We start from the raw sequence: 16007 nt of genomic DNA on the forward strand, positions 1-16007 counted from the left end.
GCAGGACATAACGGATCAAGCGGCATGCAGGCATTGCCAGCATGAACACCTAGCGAGAACACACCATGAAAAAATTCAGCACCACCATCCAGCTATCCCTGATCACCGCCGCATTGGCATTGAGTGCGGGCTACGCGCGCGCGCAAGCGGCGGCACCGGCGGCAACCGACGACAAGCGCTGCGAAGCAAGCAGCACCGGAACCAATGGCAGTGCCAATGAAGCCGACATGAACAGCACTTACAGTGCCTGCCGCTTGGCCAATGGCGCCGTCGGCATGGGCTGGCGCACCAATGACGGCAAGGGCTCGCTACCCGAATTCGGCGACACGGAATCGTCGCAAGTGCTGCGCAAGCCGCATTTCGACAGTCGCGGCCATGATTTGAGCCAGTTCGATACGAACGGCCGTGCCAGCCGCAACGGCCTGGGGACAGGCATCAAGCAAGATGGCTTTGACTACAGTGCAGGCACGCGCGACTTTGTTGCGCAAGAAACCAGTGAAGCGATTACCGGCAGCGAAGGCTATCGCGGAGTGGGCCGCGCAGCCTCCGCCATGTATGAACCGCTGATGGTATCGTCGGACGGCGGCCGGCCTGCACCTGCAGGCAATGGCGGAGTCGGCTCCGGTGGCTCCGGTGGCGGCATTGACGGACGCAACGCTCCCAACCCCATCTTGCCGCCAGTAGTCGCCGTGCCTGAACCAGAAACCTACGCCATGCTGCTCGTTGGTCTGGGCATGGCCGCCTTGGCCGCGCGCCGCAAGCGCCGCAGCCGCATGCAGGCATAGACAAAGGGCTCGCAAGAGCCTTTTTTATGTCTGCGGCGGAACGCGTTGGGGGCCTAGCGGCGCCGGAACGCGGCATACGGCGCCGCCAGGGGATCTCCGATAAACAGGCCTTGCGCTGGCCACGCCACGCTGCCCCAGTACGCTTCCAGCGCCGTCATCCCTGTCAGGTAGCGCCGCAGCAAGACAGTCGAATTCGGGAATTTCTGCCAATAGTTACACGGCTCACTGACGGTCCCGTAGCTGGCCGTCGCGCCTGCCTCCAGCCAGCGCTGGCTGCTCATTTGCGCCGTCCCCTGCAGATCGCCGCCGAACGAAGTCAGGTGATCCGCCAGGGCGCCGGGCAGGAAACGCAGGGTATCGAGCTTGGCGACCTTGGCCATGCCCGTCTGGTACACCATGATGTCCTGCGCGCCATCGAGCACATCGGCCTTCAGGTTCTTGACCGTCAGCTTGCGCTGGCGCACGATCCCGGCAGGCGGAAAAAGGCGGCACGGCTGTTGCGCGCATTTTCGCTGGTGGTCAGATAATACGCGCTGGCGGCGGGCACGGAAAAACCGCTGACCGTCCCGCGGTCCACCACGGCCTTGGCCTCTTCCACATAGTCGACGGGCAGCAGCATGGAAAGGCGCATGCCCATCTGCGTAAACGGATGCGGCACATTGCTGTTGAAATACGTGCTGGGCTTGCCGGCGTCACACGTCTTCGCGCACTGCCCCGCATCGTAGCCCAGGGTATAGGCGGAAGTGATGGAATTGCATTCGACCGCGTAGGGCGCGCTCCACACCATCAGCACGGCCTGGATATGGGGCTTCAATTGGGCATCGATACGCTCCTTCAACTGCGCAAACTGCTCCGCACTGAGCTTGCGCGGGCGATTCGGGATATTCACGTGCACCACGTTTGCAGGAGGAATGCCATGCGCCTGGCGGTAATATTCGCCCACCGCGATGCTGTTCGGCTCGGCGTCATTGATTACGACAGCCAATTGCGCGGCATGCAATCCCAGGGGCATGGACGGCGCATCGGCACGTGCGATGCCGGCGGCCAGCGCCAGCGAAAGGAAGAGAGATTTATGCAAGGTCAATATCGTCGTTGAGGAAGATCGAAGCAGCCATGCCGCAGCCACCCACTGTGCGTGACGATTATAGCTCCACATCAGCCTGCGGAAAAAAACGGAGGCCTCAGCCTCCGTTTTTTACATGCAAAATTAAATCTTTCAGACTTGCAACTTGCGGCGGCGCGCCATGAAGCCGACCAAAGCCAAGCCCGCCAGCAACATGCCGTAGGTTTCCGGTTCCGGTACCGGCGTGACGGCCAGGATGCCGCTATAGCTGCCGCCAGTTGGCGAAGCGACATAACCGTCAATTTGCAGGAAGTAATTGCCAGCAGCCAAAGGCGTGGAGCCGGACTGCAGCGACCACGCCTGGTCCTGCGCCGTGAAATTGATCAGGTCTAGCGCGCCATGAAACAGAATGCCGCTGGCGTTGCCCAGGCTGAAACCGGTCAGCGTCAGGCCGGAGTTGGCGCTCGGCTTGAGCGACGTCGCCAGCGCGCTCAGGTCATTCAAACCGGTCACGCTGAACGTGAATTTGTCGCTGAAAAAGTTATTGCCCGCGCCGGCCAACTGACCGGATGCCAGCGAAAACGAGCCCAGCAGGTCACTGCTGGAATAATCGAGCAAGTCTTGCGTCAGATCCACCGTGGCGTGGCTGATGTCAACCGGCGCCGCATGGGCGGCCAGGCTGCTGCCGGCAAACATGGCGGCCACAAACAGGGATTTCAGGAATTTTTTCATACTTTTCACCAAGATGACTGCAACCGGCTCATGCCAGTTGCGGGATGGAAACGCAAACGAGGATGCCAATCAGCCAGGCAGGGCTCAAGCCGCCTTCTGGCGACGGCGTGCCATGAAGCCCAGCAGACCCAGGCCCGCCAGCAACATCGCATACGTGCCAGGTTCCGGTACGGCCGATATCAGGCTGCCATTCGCGCTGAAAGCCGCGCCCGTGTTCGAGACCACGTTGCCGCTGACTTTCAGATAGTAGGAACCGGCAGCCAGATTGGCATACGACAGGGTCCACTTGTCATTAATGCCGGTCAACAACTGATCGCCGCCCAGCAGCAAGGTATTGCCAACACTGCTGTACAAGCCGAAACCCGTCAGGTTCAGGCCATTCGCAGCGCTGCTGCTGCGCGAGTTCAGTACCACGCTCAGGTCGCTGGCCTGTGCCACGTTGAACGTGAACAGGTCATTGAAAAAATTGCTCTTTTGATTGTTTTTGAACTTGTCGCCAAAGGTCAGCGAACCGCCCGCTGCCAGATTGACGGCGCCAGGCGTGGAGCTGATGTCGACGGGCGCGGCACAGGCTGCCTGCGCGAATAAAGCTGAACCGGCAAAGGCCAGCGCGGCCAGCACCGAATACGTATTTTTCTTCATGCGATTCCACTCAACGTGAATGCGGAAGCGCCAGCGCTTCCGCATGAGTTATCTGATCAAACCAGGCAGAATCATAGCATAAAGCAATTTTTTATGTTAACTATTGTTTAATGAAAAGTTACTTTATAGCATCATTCCTTAAGCCAATAGTTTCGCTGCGCGGATATCGTCAACAAGGTAATCAGACGCGCCGGTAGACATCCTCCAGCCGCACGATGTCGTCCTCGCCCAGATAACTGCCCGACTGCACTTCGATCAGGTGCAAGGGCAGCTTGCCCGGGTTTTCCAGCCGGTGCGTCATGCCGATGGGGATGTACGTTGATTCGTTTTCCGTCAGCAAGGTCACCTTGTCGCCGCACGTGACTTGCGCCGTGCCGCTGACGACGACCCAATGCTCGGCACGGTGGTGGTGCATCTGCAGCGACAGCTTGCCGCCCGGATTGACGGTGATGCGCTTGACCTGGAAGCGTTCGCCGATATCGATGCCTTCATAACTGCCCCATGGGCGGTACACCTTACGGTGCTGCACGTGTTCGCTGCGTCCCGCCTGCTTCAAGTGGTCGACCACCTGTTTCACGCGCTGCACCTGGTCCTTGTGCGCCACCAGTATGGCGTCGTCCGTTTCCACCACGACCAGGTCCTGCACGCCCAGCACGGCCACCATGCGGCGCTCGGCGCGCACCAGACAATTGCTCACGCCATCGAGATACACGTCGCCGCGCACGACGTTGCCGTCGGCATCGCCCTGCTGCACTTCCCACAAGGCCGACCAGGAGCCGACATCACTCCAGCCAATGGCGGCAGGCAGCACCACCGCATGCGCCGTATGTTCCATGACGGCATAGTCAATCGAATCGGATGGGCAGGCGGCGAAGGCCTTCTCTTCCAGGCGGCAGAAATCGAGGTCGCGGTAGCCGTCGCGCACGGCCGTCTCGCAGGCGGCCAGCATGGCGGGCTGGAATTGCCCCAGCTCGCCCAGGTAGCGTTCGGCGCGGAACAGGAACATGCCGCTGTTCCAAAAATAATTACCAGCGGCAAGGAACGACTGCGCCGTGGCCAAGTCCGGCTTTTCCACGAAACGCTCGACCTTGCAACCCGCGGCCCCCGGGCTCACGGGTGCGCCGCTACGGATGTAGCCATAACCCGTTTCCGGCGCCGTCGGCACGATGCCGAAGGTAGCCAGGGCGCCGTCGGCCGCCAGCAGGGCCGCTTCGGCGATGGCCTGGTGAAACGCGGCCACGTCCGTGATGACATGGTCGGCCGGCAAGACCAGCATCAGCGCCTGCGGGTCGATGGCCAGCAGGTATTGCGCCGCCACGGCCACGGCCGGCGCCGTGTTGCGCCCCACCGGTTCGAGCAAAATACCCAGCGGCGGCAAGCCGATTTCGCGCAATTGCTCGGCCACCATGAAGCGGTGCTCATTGCCGCACACTACCAGTGGCGGCATGACGTCAAAACCGGCCACCCCGCTATCGCCGGCGCGGCGGTTGGGCAGGCCCTGCACGCGCAGCGCCGTTTCCTGCAACATGGTCTTGTCCGTTACCAGCGGCAACAGTTGTTTGGGCAATACGGCGCGCGACAGCGGCCATAAACGGGTGCCCGAACCGCCGGACAGGATAACTGGATAAATTTTCATAGCTTCACTTCACAAACATTTTATTGGGCAGCATACAGGGCCGGCGACGTTTCCGCGCGGCGCAAGCTGCGCCGGTCACGCGCATTGCCCCAGGCATGGGCTTGCGCATCGGAAACATGGCGCATCCGGCCGACGCGGTCGACACTATAATCTTTGAAGACGATCATTTCATCGAGCACCACATCAGACAGCACGCGCGTGTATTCGAACAGCACGCTGCGCACCACTTCGGCGCCGGCGCAGACATGGCTGCCATGGCCGATCCACGTGGGCCCGACGATGACGGCACCCGCATCGATGCGGCAACCCGAGCCGATGTAGACGGGGCCCTCGATGCGCGTCCCGCCACTCCAGTCGATGCGGGTATTCAAGCCCGCCCATACCCCATCGGCAATCTGCGTGCCAGGCACATGCAATTGGGCAACCTCCCCCATCAGCACGCTTTGCAGCACTTCCCAGTAATCCTTGACGCTGCCGATGTCGATCCAGTTGTACTGGCGCTTTTGCGCATAGAACGGCAAGCCCTTTTCCACCAGCAAGGGAAACAGTTCCGAACCAATATCGAAGGGGCGGTCGCAGGGAATCAGGTCCAGCACTTCCGGCTCGAAAATATAGATGCCGGTACTGACGCAATTGGACAGCGCATCGGCCTGGGCCGGCTTTTCCTGGAAGGCGCGGATGCGTCCGGCGGCGTCGCTGACCACCACGCCGTAGCTCGATACCTTGTCCCACGGCACTTCCAGGGTGACGACGGAGGCCAGCGCCCCCGTGCGGCGGTGCTCAAGCAGGGCCGATTCCAGGTCGAGGTCGATCAAGGCGTCGCCGCACAGCACGATCGTCGTGTCGTCAAAAAAGCCGCCAAACTCCTGGATCTTCTTCATGCCGCCGGCCGAACCCAGCGGTTGCGGCACGACCTCGCCCGCATCGTTCGTATAGCCTTCGAAGGAATAGCCGATCTGCACGCCGAACTGGTGGCCTTCGCCGAAATACTCCTCGATCTTTTCATGCAGGTAGCTGACGTTGACCATGATGTCGGTCACGCCATGCTGCGCCAGATGTTCCACCAGGTACGCCATCACGGGTTTACCCAAGATAGGGATCATCGGCTTGGGCAAATCGTAGGTCAGGGGCTGCACGCGCGTACCTTTGCCTGCTGCCAGTATCATTGCTTTCATTGTCGCGCTTGCTCCATCAGGATTGGGGATGGCTGATTGGGCGGCCCATGTCAGCGGCCATCCTTGCTCAGCGTTACCGACGCCGCAGTCACGGCAGCGGGAAACAGGCGCGCATACGCGGCCAGCAGCTTGGGCGCCTCATATTCCCATTCCAGCTCATTGATCACGCGATGACGGCCGAACGCGCCCATCTGCTCGCGGCGGGCAGGGTCGTCCAGCAACTCGACGATCTTGCGTGCCATGTCGATGGGATCGTTCTTCAAGGCATACAGCGATGCCTGCTGTGCGGAAACCTTGCCCTCGACCAGGTCGAACTGCACGATCGGCTTGCCAAGGGCCATGTATTCCATGATCTTGTTCATGGTCGACTTGTCGTTCATGTCGTTGGCCACGTCGGGATTCACGCACACATCCGAGGTATTGAGCATTTCCAGCAATTGCTGGTCCGGCACGCGCCCCGTGAAAGTCACGTAGTCGCCGATGCCCATGTCCTGCGCCATCTGCTTCATCTGTTCCAGCGAGGTGCCGCCGCCCACCAGGCCGAACTGCACGTCTTCGCGCTTCAAGGTCTGCACGATGTATTGCGCCGCCTGCAGCAGGAGATCGATGCCTTCCTGCGCGCCCATCACGCCCACGTAGCCGACCAGGTAAGTGCGGCCCTTCTTGAGTTCCGGCACGGGCGGCAGCACGCGCAGGCGGTCCAGCTTGGGTCCGCTGCGCACCACGTAGACATCCTCGGGCTTCATGCCGCCCCGCTCGATGGCGATCTTCTTGTACGACTCGTTGGTGGCAATCGACACGTCGGCGCTCTGGAACGACCAGCGCTCGAACAGCACCATCAGCTTGTAGAAGAAATCGCGGCGGCCGAACTTCGCTTCGTACAGTTCCGGATTGATGTCATGGTGGTCGAACAGGAAACGCTTGCCCATCGTCAGCTTGAAGAAGCCGCCGATGAGGAACAGCAAATCGGGCGGATTGCAGGCGTGAATCACATCGAATCCGCGCGCGAAATGCACTTTCCACGCCAGGCGGAAAGTATGGAACAGCGCCAGCGAATATTCCACCAGGTAGCCCTTCGCCCCTTCCGCTTCCAGCGGCAGATGGTAGCGGTAGATATGGATGCCGTCGATGGCTTCGTAGCGCGACTCGTAGCCCTTGCCCGTCGGGCAGATGATCGACACGTCATAGCCATTCGCATGCAGGGTGGTCGCTTCCTGCCACACGCGCCGGTCGAAGGGCGACGGCAGGTTTTCCACCAGGATCAGCACCCGCCTTGCTTGGGCAGCCACGGGCTTACCAGCAGATGCCGTCATATTGCTCTCCACTTTGATCCTTGCTGATGCGCACCAGATCGACGATGTGCTGGTGCGGCCGCAGGCTGGCGGGCACGGTCTTGAATTCGGCCGCGCCATTGCCGATGACGATGGTGTCGGCGAAATCGAGCACGTCCTGCATGCTCGTCACCATCAGCTTGGAGATGTGCGGGATGTGATTGAGGATGTAATCCTGGTTGGCGCCCGTCAGGGCGGCCAGGTTGACGTTCTTGTCGTACAGCTTCAGTTCGTAGCCCTTGCCCAGCAGATACTCGATCACGTCGACCAGCGGCGACTCGCGCAAGTCATCCGTGCCGGCCTTGAACGAGAAGCCCAGGATGCCCACCTTGCGCGCCCCCTTGTCGACGATCATCTTGATGCCCTTTTCCACTTGCCGCTGGTTCGACGGCAGAATGGAGTTAAGCAAGGGCAAATCGAGGTCCAGGCTGCGCGCCTTGTAGGTCAGCGCGCGCACGTCTTTCGGCAGGCAGGATCCGCCGAAGGCAAAGCCCGGCTTCATGTAGTACGGCGACAGGTTCAGCTTGGTGTCCTGGCAGAAGATTTCCATCACCTTGTGGCCATCGATGCCGACGGCCTTGCAGATATTGCCGATCTCGTTGGCGAACGCCACTTTGACGGCGTGCCAGGTGTTGTCCGTGTATTTCACCATTTCGGCCGTCTCGACGTCCGTGCGCACGAGCGGCGCATCCATCTTTTCATACAGCTGCACCAGCAGCGCGCCCGCCTTTTCATCGGATTCGCCGATGACCGTCTTCGGCGGATTGTAGTAATCGTAGACGGCCGTGCCTTCGCGCAGGAATTCCGGGTTGTTGCACACGCCGAAATCGACGCCGGCCACCTTGCCCGATGCCGCTTCCAGGGTCGGAATGACGAGCGCGCGCATGGAGCCGGGCAGCATGGTCGAGCGCGCCACGACGACGTGGAAGCTGTCCTTCTCGGCGATGGCGGCGCCGATTTCCTGGCACACCTTGCGCACGTGGCTCAGGTCCAGGTTGCCATTGAGCTGCGAGGGCGTACCCACGCAGATCAGCGACATGTCCGAGCCGAAGACGGCGTCGCGCACGTCCGCCGTGGCGCGCAAATGGCCGCTCTTCACGGTGGCGGCGATCATCTCGCCGATATCCTTCTCGATGATGGGCGTGGTGCCCTGGTTGATCAGGTCGACCTTGGTCTTGTTCGGATCGACGCCGATCACTTCATGCCCATCCGTTGCCAGGCAACCGGCAGAGACCGCACCCACGTAGCCGAGGCCAAAAATACTGATTTTCAAAATATGCTCCCTTAATGATTAGCCGGCGAATTAGCCGGCGACGTCTGCGGCATCAGCTCGATGTACGTCACGATTTCAGTTGTCCCCTGCACCCGCATGCGCCAGGCGGCGCTGGCAATCGGTGATTTCTCGTCGAAGCGGCGCGATATCCAGCCGCCAGGCGGCGTCTCGCTGCCGCGCAATACCTCCAGCGTTCCATGCGAACAGCGCATGCGCAAGCCGGACCGCTGGCCCTGTGCCTGCAATTGCCCGTCGTTGACGGTGACCAGGCAATGTTCGCCGAACTGCCAATGCACGGAAATATCATGTACATTTGTACATTGTAATATGTCTTTTACAACAATGCATTTATTATTAAAGTTGAATTCGATACGACGCCGGTGCAGCACGGGATCGGTCAGGCGGCTGTAGCCATCGTGTTCGCCCTCAAAAACTTGCACCTCAGAATTCGTTTCATGAGCAATCATGCGCGCATTGGCTTTTTTCAGCCACATGAAATTGCCGCCGATTTCAGACTGGTCCTGCCCGTCGACAGATACGGTGTTATGCGCGGGCGTGCTGCGGAAGTAGTCGCGCCATTTTTTTGCGTGTGATAGGCGTAGGTACCTGGATCGGTGAGCAATTCCTCACCGGCGACGGAGAGGGTAAAGGCCAATGCATCGGCATGGCCATGCGCGGCAATGGACAGGTAGCCGAGCGGTGCGCAGTCTGCCACCAGGCGCACTTCATCGGCCGTGCCAAACTGGCTTCCGAGCAAAAAGTAGCCGCCGTCCGGAAACGCCATCACGGGCGCCTCCGGCAAGCGGCCATCAAGCGCCTGCCACTGTTGCAAGCCCGCCACACCAAACAGCCAGCGGTTCTTGTCGTCAAAATGCATGGCCTTGCGCTTGAAGTCGGCGCGGCCAAACAACACGGCGCAGCTGGCCAGCAACGAGCGGTAGCGATGCCAGCCATCCTCGTGCGCCAGGCGCACCATCTGCGCATCGTCGGCATCGCCCGTCATCGGCACGTTGCCCTCCACGTCCATGAGAGAAGCGATAAAGTCGGCCAGGCGCTCCAGGCGCTGCAGGTACGCCACGGAAAAGCCCGCGCCGTTGGCCTGCCCTATCCTCTGGCACAGCAGCATCATGTCCATCACTTCATGCTGGTAATAGACGGCTTGTTCGCGGTTCACGCCATCTGGCGTATTTTGCTTGAGCGCCTCCTCTTCCAGCCCCTGGCGCGCCAGCGCCTGCCATTTCGCGCTTTCAGGCCAGCAAGGCCACACGCTACTGGCCACAAACAAGCCCATATATTCACCGAACAGATGGTTGTTCGCCGACGAATGGCGCGAAAAATAACCGGCGATGAAGTGGGCATGCTGGTAGATGGCGGCAAGCCACTGCTGCAGGAAACGCTGCCCCGCTTCGCCCTGGAACAGCGGCGAAGCCGCACCACCCAGCAATTCCCAGGCACAAGCCCAGTTCAACAGGCGCAGCGCCAGTTCAAGCGAACTGGTCCAGTTCACGCCCATGGGATACGGGCATTGCTCGAACCACGACTGCAGAAAGGTGCGCGCGCCATCGGCGTAGCGCTGCTCGCCCGTCACTGCCCATGCCTGTGCCAGCGCCACCAGCTCCAGGTGCCGGTTCGGTTCCCACAGATACTTGATATCGCCCACCACTTTTTCGCTGCGGTAATCGATCTGCTTGCCCAAGGTCAGCGGCGCCACGGTACCTGTCTTCGGATCGCGGTTCCATTCCGGCGGAAAACCCAGCTCCGCGCCACGCAGGGCGAAGACATTCCAGCGGCCCGCCAGCACGGCATCGGCCGCGATGCGCAAGGAGGCGATATCCGTGTCGCGGCCGTCACCGGCCAGGAAGGGCAGGCCCAGACGCGTCAATTGCGGCGCTGGCACGCGGCGCAGCAAGCCGATGCCCAGTTTGCTGGCTTTTTTGCAGCAATTGCTGCACCCGCCAGGCAATTTCGGGCGCGCCCATCAGCTTCATGCGGTTGATTTTCCATGCGATCGACGTCATACCCTTACCGTTCCATTCTTTTCATGTTGTCGCCTGCCATCTTCAAGCGCATCCAATGCACACCAGCAGGAATTTCCTTGTGGAATTATTATTAATTCAATGACATGATAATACCGTATTGCAGCAAAACTGCGAAGTCTATGGCGCCGAGCAACATCCCCCACCCCACGCATGATGCCTGTGAGAAAGCCTATTTTACTTACCCATTTGACGGAGATGGCCCGATAACGCTATAGTCCGGGCAAGTGGAAAAATTTCATATACGTCAACATAATCGACCCGTATCACCCACCACCTGTGTGCGCCGGAACCCTCCTATCTAAGAAGCTCACGTATGCCTTTTCCAGTTACGAAAAATTTATCGTTCCTGACACGCCATCTGGTACGCCGCAATCCCTTTGCCCTGGCCCGTGCACGCGCGCTGGTCGCACGCGAGCGCTGGTCTGCGGAACAGTTGATGGCACGTCAGGAAAGCCTGCTGCGCACCACTCTCGCGAGCGCGCGTCGACTGCCTCGCTATGCCCGCATGGCCGAGGTACCTGCCGATGTGCCCGTCCGCGACTGGCTGAGCGCGACGTACCCCGTGATCAGCAAACCCGACCTTGTCTCCGGACGCGACAGTTTTTATCCGAACGGGGGAAACGCCGTCCATGGTGGGCACAGGGAAAAACCAGCGGCTCATCCGGCACGCCGCTGGAAGTGTTCCGCAGCATCGATTCGATTATCTGGGAAGAAGCGTTTCAGCTGCAGTTCTGGCACTGGGCCGGCCATGAAAATGGCCAGGCACAAGCCATCTTGCGGGGGACCAGGTCATCGGTATCAGCCAGCAGGATGCGCAGCCCTGGCTATGGGACCGTTTCGGCAAGCAGTTGCTGGTATCGACGCGCCACATGAACCGGGACACGGCCGAGGATATGCTCAACAGCATAGCCCGCGTCGGGGCCAAACAGTTGCGGGCCTATCCATCGGCAGCATTTGAGCTGGCGCGCGCGGCAGAACGACTGGCACACCCCTTACGCCTGCGCGGCGTCGTCACCGGTTCCGAACCCGTCTACCCGGCCCAGCGCGAACAAATCGAACGCGCCTTTGGCTGCAAGGTATTCGACTTCTACGGCATGGCCGAACGCATCGCCTTTGCCGGCCAGTGCGAACATGGGTACTACCACCTGCATCCAGAATATTCCTACGTGGAAATCCTGGATCAGCACGATCGGCCCACGGACGATTTCGGCTACGTGGTCGGGACCACCCTGCATAACCATGCGATGCCGCTGGTGCGCTACCGCATTGCCGACCGCGCACGCTGGGTATCGGGTGCCTGCCCCTGCGGCAGGCATTATCGCCGTATCGAACTATCCTCCGGCAAGGTTGAGGATCAGCTGTATGACAGCGAAGGCACGCCCATCAGTGCGGGCATCATTACCTTTGCCGTCAAATTTCTCGCCAACATCAAAAAAACGCAGGTGGCGCAGGTTGGCCCGGGGCAATGGCAATTGCGCGTGGTGCCAGACCATGGCTATACGAACACCGACGGACTGGCTTTGCGCGAACATTTCGACAAGTATGTAAGCCTGAAAGTAGCAGTTGACATCGTGCTGGTGGAGGATTTGGCGCTGCAATCGAGCGGCAAGTTCAAGTGGATCGTACAGGAATGGCCTGGCGCCAAGGCTCTGGCGGAGAGACGATGAAAGCCACAATACTCTTTTGCGGCCCCATCCCGTTGTCCGGCGCAACGCCCGTAGGTGGCTACGAAGCATGCAACCGGCGCACCATCGATGCCCTGCGCGCTGGCGGCACCATCGTGCATGAATTGTATTACCCTCAACCGCGCGGTAACGCGCTGGCCAAACTGCGTGGCTACCTGAGCGGCTTTGCGGCCCTGCGGCGGCAGATCCGCGCCATGAGCAAACCAGGGCCTGAATCGAAGATCCTGCACTTGACGGGCCTGTACAAACACTTTGCAATCGGCGAAATCCTGTTGCTGCGCCAGGCGCGCAGGCATGGCGTCAAGACGATCTATGATATTCGCGCCGGCTCCATGCACAAGCACTATGCCCGCCTCGGCCCCCTGTACCGCTGGCTGTTCCGACGCCTGCTGTGCAGCGCAGACCAGATCATGATCGAAGGCATGGACTATGCGCCCTTCGTTGCCGAGACAACAGGCGGCAAGGCATTTTATCTGCCCAACCATATCGCGACAGGCAGCCTACCGCAACGCTCTTGCGAGCGCACATCGCCGCTGCGGCTTGTGTATGTGGGGCGGGTTAACCTGGAAAAGGGCGTCGCCACCGCCTTGCAGACGGCACAACTGCTGCAGGCACAGGGAGTGGACTGCGAGATCGCCATCATCGGCCCGGGCGACGCGCAGCTGATCGCCAATCTGCGCAGCGAGTATGCGCCGGTGGGCGCACAGTGGCTCGGGTCGCTGCCGTCGGCAGAAGTGCTCGAAGCGCTGGGCCGCTCGCACATCTTTATTTTCCCCACACGCCACCATGGCGAGGGCCACTCGAACGCGCTGACCGAAGCGATGGCCATGGGTTGCGTTCCCGTCGCCACGGATAACGGTTTCAACCGCTCGGTGATCGGCGCCGCCGGCATGGTCGTCCCTTTCGACGCGGAGGCCGGCGCCTATGCGGCCGCCATTGCCGCCCTGTGGCAGCAAGGGCGCTGGCCGGAGCTATCCCGTGCGGCCATGCAGCGCACCCGTCAGCTATTTTCTACGGAACAAGCGATTGCCCGCCTGGCCGATGCCTACCAAGATCTTTTGAAAGTATCCCGATGAGTCTTTTTGTTGCCGGCGACCTGGCCTGGCCTGAAGCCGATGTGCTCGCCTTTGATGCGTTGCAGCGCCTGTGCGCGCACGGCCAGATGGTCGTCAACCTCGAAGGCGGCGTCCTCGCTGCAAGTGCCGAAGCGAGCAGCGTGCACAACGAATACAAGTTCAACCTGTATTCGCACGCCAGCGTCATCGATACGCTCAAGGCGCTCAAGGTGCGCGCCTGTGGCCTCGCCAACAACCACATTTCGGACTATGTGGGCGGCATCGGGTCCAGCAAGGCCATGTTGGCGGCAAATTCCATTGCCGCGTTCGGCACGCGCGAACACCCTTGGTGCGAATTCCAGGTCGGGGAGCAGCAGTATGTGCTCTTTGCCGCCTGCTCTCCCTTGCCTGAACCTCGGCGCGACCGCCAGGATGACGAGGCGCTGCTCTTCCAGCCTGCGGCGGCGCTGACCCTGCTGCATCAATTGCGGCGCGATTTCCCGCATGCCACGTTGATCGCCTTCATGCACTGGGGCTACGAGCTGGCCACGTTCCCGCAGCCGGCCGACCGGGAATGGGCACGCCAGGCGATCGATGCGGGCGTGAACCATGTCATCGGCCACCATCCTCACGTGGCGCAGGGTTACGAAGTTTACAAGCATGGCAGCATCGCCTACTCGCTCGGTAATTTGCTGTTGCCACAAGTCGACTTCCGCGGCCGCAAGCTGCACTACAAGACGCCTGCCGTATGCGAACAACTGATGCTGGAACTGACGCCAGCCGGCTTGCGCTCGCACTGGCTGCGTTACGCGCCGCAGGAACAGCGCCTGTCCTATCTGGGTGCCGCGATGGCGGCAGAGGATGAAAAACTCCAACAACGCACACCATTTGCGGGCATGGACGATGCGCAGTACCGGCGCTGGTTCGCGGCCAAGGGCCGCTTTGGCAGCGAAGGCAAGCGCGCCGGCACCGTCTTCTGGAGTTACCGCGGCTGGGGCCGTATCGACTCGGCCATCAAACAGGCGCTGCTCGATGCCAAGGTCAGGGTGCGCAAACTGGCGATCAGGAGCGGCCTGCACACACCGTACAACTGGTGATGCCGGTCCGCTAGCTAGCGGACCCGGGACGCGAGCGGCAGCAAGGCCTGGTAGCGGCACGCCAGCATCGCGGCAAGTTCGCGGTAACTGCGGTGCGCCTCGATGTAAGCCGGGCCGCCGGCTGCGCGCTGGCGGGCCGCGACGGGGTCGGCCAGGATTTCGTTCAATGCCTGCGCCATGGCAAGCGGATCGCTGGTGGTCAGCCAGCCGGCCCCGCTCGCTTCCAGCACGTGCGCCTGGTCGGGAATGTCGTTGCCCACCGCAGGCATGCCCAGTGCCAGATATTCAAGCAGCTTGGTCGGTGAACTGACATCGTACAGGGGCCCGCGCGGAACATAAGAGACCGCCGCATCAGCGGCGACCAGCAACTGCCACGCCTGCGCCGAAGGCAGCCAACCCGTGATGCGGACCGCCTGCTCCAAGCCCGCCTGGCGCACATACGCGAGTAGCTGGACTTCATCGTGTGGCGTGGGCGAGTTGCCAATCAACAATAAACAGGTGGACGGCGAGGTCATGCGCACGATCGCCAGCGCGTCAATCACCCGCTCCAGCTGGCGCGCCTTGTCCAGGGTGCCCAGATAAGCGATCAACGGTACCGCCTCCCAGCCTTCCGGCCGGCGCGGCTGAGGCTGCGACCTGCCCAGCAGCGCCATGTCGACCCCCATCGGCACGGCCGTCATGCGCTGCGCCGCGATGCCTTTCGCCTGCAGCAAGGCCAGCATGGCGTCGCTTTGCACGAAAACATGTTGCGCGCGTGGCAAAACCACCTTGTAGAGAAGAGCCTGCTCCAGCTGGCCCTTCCACAATACCAGCCGGCTGCGCAGGCCGGCGCCTTGCCGCAATTGCTCCTGCGCCCGCTCGATGCGTCCTTCGCTCATCAGGTACGAGACCCAGTAATAAAACGGAATGCCCTTGCAACGTGCGATCAGCATGGCCAGCAGACCCAGCGGCACCATGTCGCGTACCTGGATGGCATCGCACCTGCCGCGCCGTACTTGCAGCAATGCACGCAAACTCAGAAAAAATAGGCCAGTTCGCGGCGGGCGCGGCTGCGGTGGTAGGCCGGCCGGCGCACAGATCGAAAGCCCTGCAGCTCGGGCGACGCGGCAGAAGCCTTGCCGACGACATCGCACAGCACCTGATGCTGCGGCAAGTACTTGCCAAACAAAACGCTGACATCGGCGCGGAACGTGGGCAGGGCCTCGGGCACGAACTGCAAGATATGTAAGGACATGGTCGACGAGGAGGGGGAAAAGTGAAGAGAGACGCGGCGGGAACACAAAGTCAGCCACAAAAAATTGCATTATATATCACAATTCATGGATGGCAAAAGCCAATTGGCGTCGCCGCGCGGGCTGCGCCCGCGTCAGACAATGCCATGAGCGCTTCCCGTTCGCGAGAGCGGTCCCGTACATGGCAGGCAACCCTGAAGCCGCGGCAAAGACGGGGCAGTTTTGCTGTCCGCATAAAAAAGCCTGCGGGTAGCCGCAGGCT

The 16007-nt window shown here is 61.1% G+C and carries 15 protein-coding genes and 1 pseudogene; 4 read left to right on the forward strand and 12 right to left on the reverse strand.

The window, feature by feature from the left end:
* Nucleotides 1-65: 65 nt before the first annotated feature.
* A complete protein-coding gene (locus ACRHIG_RS26510; protein ID WP_489628441.1) occupies nt 66-785 on the forward strand; it encodes a PEP-CTERM sorting domain-containing protein in 720 nt (239 codons plus the stop codon).
* 53 nt (nt 786-838) lie between these two features.
* Here the strand turns inward: ACRHIG_RS26510 and ACRHIG_RS26515 are convergent, their stop codons facing one another.
* The 11 genes and pseudogenes from ACRHIG_RS26515 to ACRHIG_RS26565 all read right to left on the reverse strand — a co-directional run bounded on the left by ACRHIG_RS26515 (nt 839) and on the right by ACRHIG_RS26565 (nt 10655).
* Nucleotides 839-1249: a TIGR03790 family protein gene (locus tag ACRHIG_RS26515; RefSeq protein WP_489628442.1), complete on the reverse strand. Its 411-nt coding sequence runs from the start codon at nt 1247-1249 to the stop codon at nt 839-841.
* Nucleotides 1231-1863: a TIGR03790 family protein gene (locus ACRHIG_RS26520; RefSeq protein WP_489628443.1), complete on the reverse strand. Its 633-nt coding sequence runs from the start codon at nt 1861-1863 to the stop codon at nt 1231-1233. Before ACRHIG_RS26520 ends, ACRHIG_RS26515 begins: the two co-directional genes overlap by 19 nt.
* Before the next feature lie 138 nt (nt 1864-2001).
* Complete coding sequence (locus tag ACRHIG_RS26525; protein ID WP_475415853.1) at nt 2002-2580, reverse strand: FxDxF family PEP-CTERM protein; 579 nt, start codon at nt 2578-2580, stop codon at nt 2002-2004.
* 84 nt (nt 2581-2664) lie between these two features.
* Nucleotides 2665-3222, reverse strand: a complete 558-nt coding sequence (locus tag ACRHIG_RS26530; RefSeq protein WP_475415852.1) for an FxDxF family PEP-CTERM protein — start codon at nt 3220-3222, stop codon at nt 2665-2667.
* Between the two features lie 181 nt (nt 3223-3403).
* Complete coding sequence (locus ACRHIG_RS26535) at nt 3404-4858, reverse strand: mannose-1-phosphate guanylyltransferase/mannose-6-phosphate isomerase (RefSeq protein WP_489628444.1); 1455 nt, start codon at nt 4856-4858, stop codon at nt 3404-3406.
* A gap of 20 nt (nt 4859-4878) precedes the next feature.
* A complete protein-coding gene (locus ACRHIG_RS26540) occupies nt 4879-6033 on the reverse strand; it encodes a nucleotidyltransferase family protein (RefSeq protein WP_489628445.1) in 1155 nt (384 codons plus the stop codon).
* Between the two features lie 50 nt (nt 6034-6083).
* Nucleotides 6084-7346: a glycosyltransferase family 4 protein gene (locus tag ACRHIG_RS26545; protein WP_475415849.1), complete on the reverse strand. Its 1263-nt coding sequence runs from the start codon at nt 7344-7346 to the stop codon at nt 6084-6086.
* Entirely contained in the window at nt 7327-8637 is a 1311-nt protein-coding gene (locus ACRHIG_RS26550; RefSeq protein WP_475415848.1) for a nucleotide sugar dehydrogenase, read from the reverse strand. The genes ACRHIG_RS26545 and ACRHIG_RS26550 overlap by 20 nt, the downstream gene beginning before the upstream one ends.
* 11 nt (nt 8638-8648) lie before the next feature.
* On the reverse strand, nt 8649-9260 hold the full coding sequence (locus tag ACRHIG_RS26555; protein WP_489630879.1) for a heparinase II/III family protein: 612 nt from the start codon (nt 9258-9260) through the stop codon (nt 8649-8651).
* 20 nt (nt 9261-9280) lie between these two features.
* Nucleotides 9281-10534: pseudogene (locus ACRHIG_RS26560) on the reverse strand (heparinase II/III family protein); the annotation flags it as partial.
* Entirely contained in the window at nt 10485-10655 is a 171-nt protein-coding gene (locus ACRHIG_RS26565; RefSeq protein ID WP_489628446.1) for a hypothetical protein, read from the reverse strand. The gene ACRHIG_RS26565 and the pseudogene ACRHIG_RS26560, both read right to left, overlap by 50 nt.
* Nucleotides 10656-11545: 890 nt before the next feature.
* Here ACRHIG_RS26565 and ACRHIG_RS26570 point away from each other — a divergent pair.
* Genes ACRHIG_RS26570 through ACRHIG_RS26580 form a run of 3 tightly spaced genes read left to right on the forward strand, consistent with a single transcriptional unit; the run spans nt 11546 to nt 14513 of the window.
* The gene (locus ACRHIG_RS26570; RefSeq protein ID WP_489628447.1) at nt 11546-12343 is read left to right on the forward strand and encodes a phenylacetate--CoA ligase family protein; all 798 of its coding nucleotides are present in this window, start codon (nt 11546-11548) and stop codon (nt 12341-12343) included.
* Nucleotides 12340-13437 carry a glycosyltransferase family 4 protein gene (locus ACRHIG_RS26575; protein WP_489628448.1) on the forward strand — a complete coding sequence of 366 codons (1098 nt, stop codon included), beginning with the start codon at nt 12340-12342 and terminating at the stop codon, nt 13435-13437. The genes ACRHIG_RS26570 and ACRHIG_RS26575 overlap by 4 nt, the downstream gene beginning before the upstream one ends.
* Nucleotides 13434-14513 carry a CapA family protein gene (locus tag ACRHIG_RS26580; RefSeq protein ID WP_489628449.1) on the forward strand — a complete coding sequence of 360 codons (1080 nt, stop codon included), beginning with the start codon at nt 13434-13436 and terminating at the stop codon, nt 14511-14513. Before ACRHIG_RS26575 ends, ACRHIG_RS26580 begins: the two co-directional genes overlap by 4 nt.
* A gap of 14 nt (nt 14514-14527) precedes the next feature.
* On the opposite strand, the gene ACRHIG_RS26585 is transcribed toward ACRHIG_RS26580, so the two are convergent.
* Nucleotides 14528-15817: a glycosyltransferase gene (locus ACRHIG_RS26585; protein ID WP_489628450.1), complete on the reverse strand. Its 1290-nt coding sequence runs from the start codon at nt 15815-15817 to the stop codon at nt 14528-14530.
* Between the last annotated feature and the right edge of the window lie 190 nt (nt 15818-16007).

The organism is Janthinobacterium sp. C22 (genome assembly GCF_057919405.1).

What these genes read in the sequence shown, in the direction of transcription:
- ACRHIG_RS26535 (WP_489628444.1), bottom strand. Translation starts at nt 4,858, where the DNA reads ATGAAAATTTATCCAGTTATCCTGTCCGGCGGTTCGGGCACCCGTTTA.
- ACRHIG_RS26570 (WP_489628447.1), top strand. Translation starts at nt 11,546, where the DNA reads ATGAACCGGGACACGGCCGAGGATATGCTCAACAGCATAGCCCGCGTC.
- ACRHIG_RS26585 (WP_489628450.1), bottom strand. Translation starts at nt 15,817, where the DNA reads ATGCAATTTTTTGTGGCTGACTTTGTGTTCCCGCCGCGTCTCTCTTCA.
- ACRHIG_RS26565 (WP_489628446.1), bottom strand. Translation starts at nt 10,655, where the DNA reads ATGACGTCGATCGCATGGAAAATCAACCGCATGAAGCTGATGGGCGCG.
- ACRHIG_RS26545 (WP_475415849.1), bottom strand. Translation starts at nt 7,346, where the DNA reads ATGACGGCATCTGCTGGTAAGCCCGTGGCTGCCCAAGCAAGGCGGGTG.
- ACRHIG_RS26525 (WP_475415853.1), bottom strand. Translation starts at nt 2,580, where the DNA reads ATGAAAAAATTCCTGAAATCCCTGTTTGTGGCCGCCATGTTTGCCGGC.
- ACRHIG_RS26580 (WP_489628449.1), top strand. Translation starts at nt 13,434, where the DNA reads ATGAGTCTTTTTGTTGCCGGCGACCTGGCCTGGCCTGAAGCCGATGTG.
- ACRHIG_RS26540 (WP_489628445.1), bottom strand. Translation starts at nt 6,033, where the DNA reads ATGAAAGCAATGATACTGGCAGCAGGCAAAGGTACGCGCGTGCAGCCC.
- ACRHIG_RS26510 (WP_489628441.1), top strand. Translation starts at nt 66, where the DNA reads ATGAAAAAATTCAGCACCACCATCCAGCTATCCCTGATCACCGCCGCA.
- ACRHIG_RS26575 (WP_489628448.1), top strand. Translation starts at nt 12,340, where the DNA reads ATGAAAGCCACAATACTCTTTTGCGGCCCCATCCCGTTGTCCGGCGCA.
- ACRHIG_RS26530 (WP_475415852.1), bottom strand. Translation starts at nt 3,222, where the DNA reads ATGAAGAAAAATACGTATTCGGTGCTGGCCGCGCTGGCCTTTGCCGGT.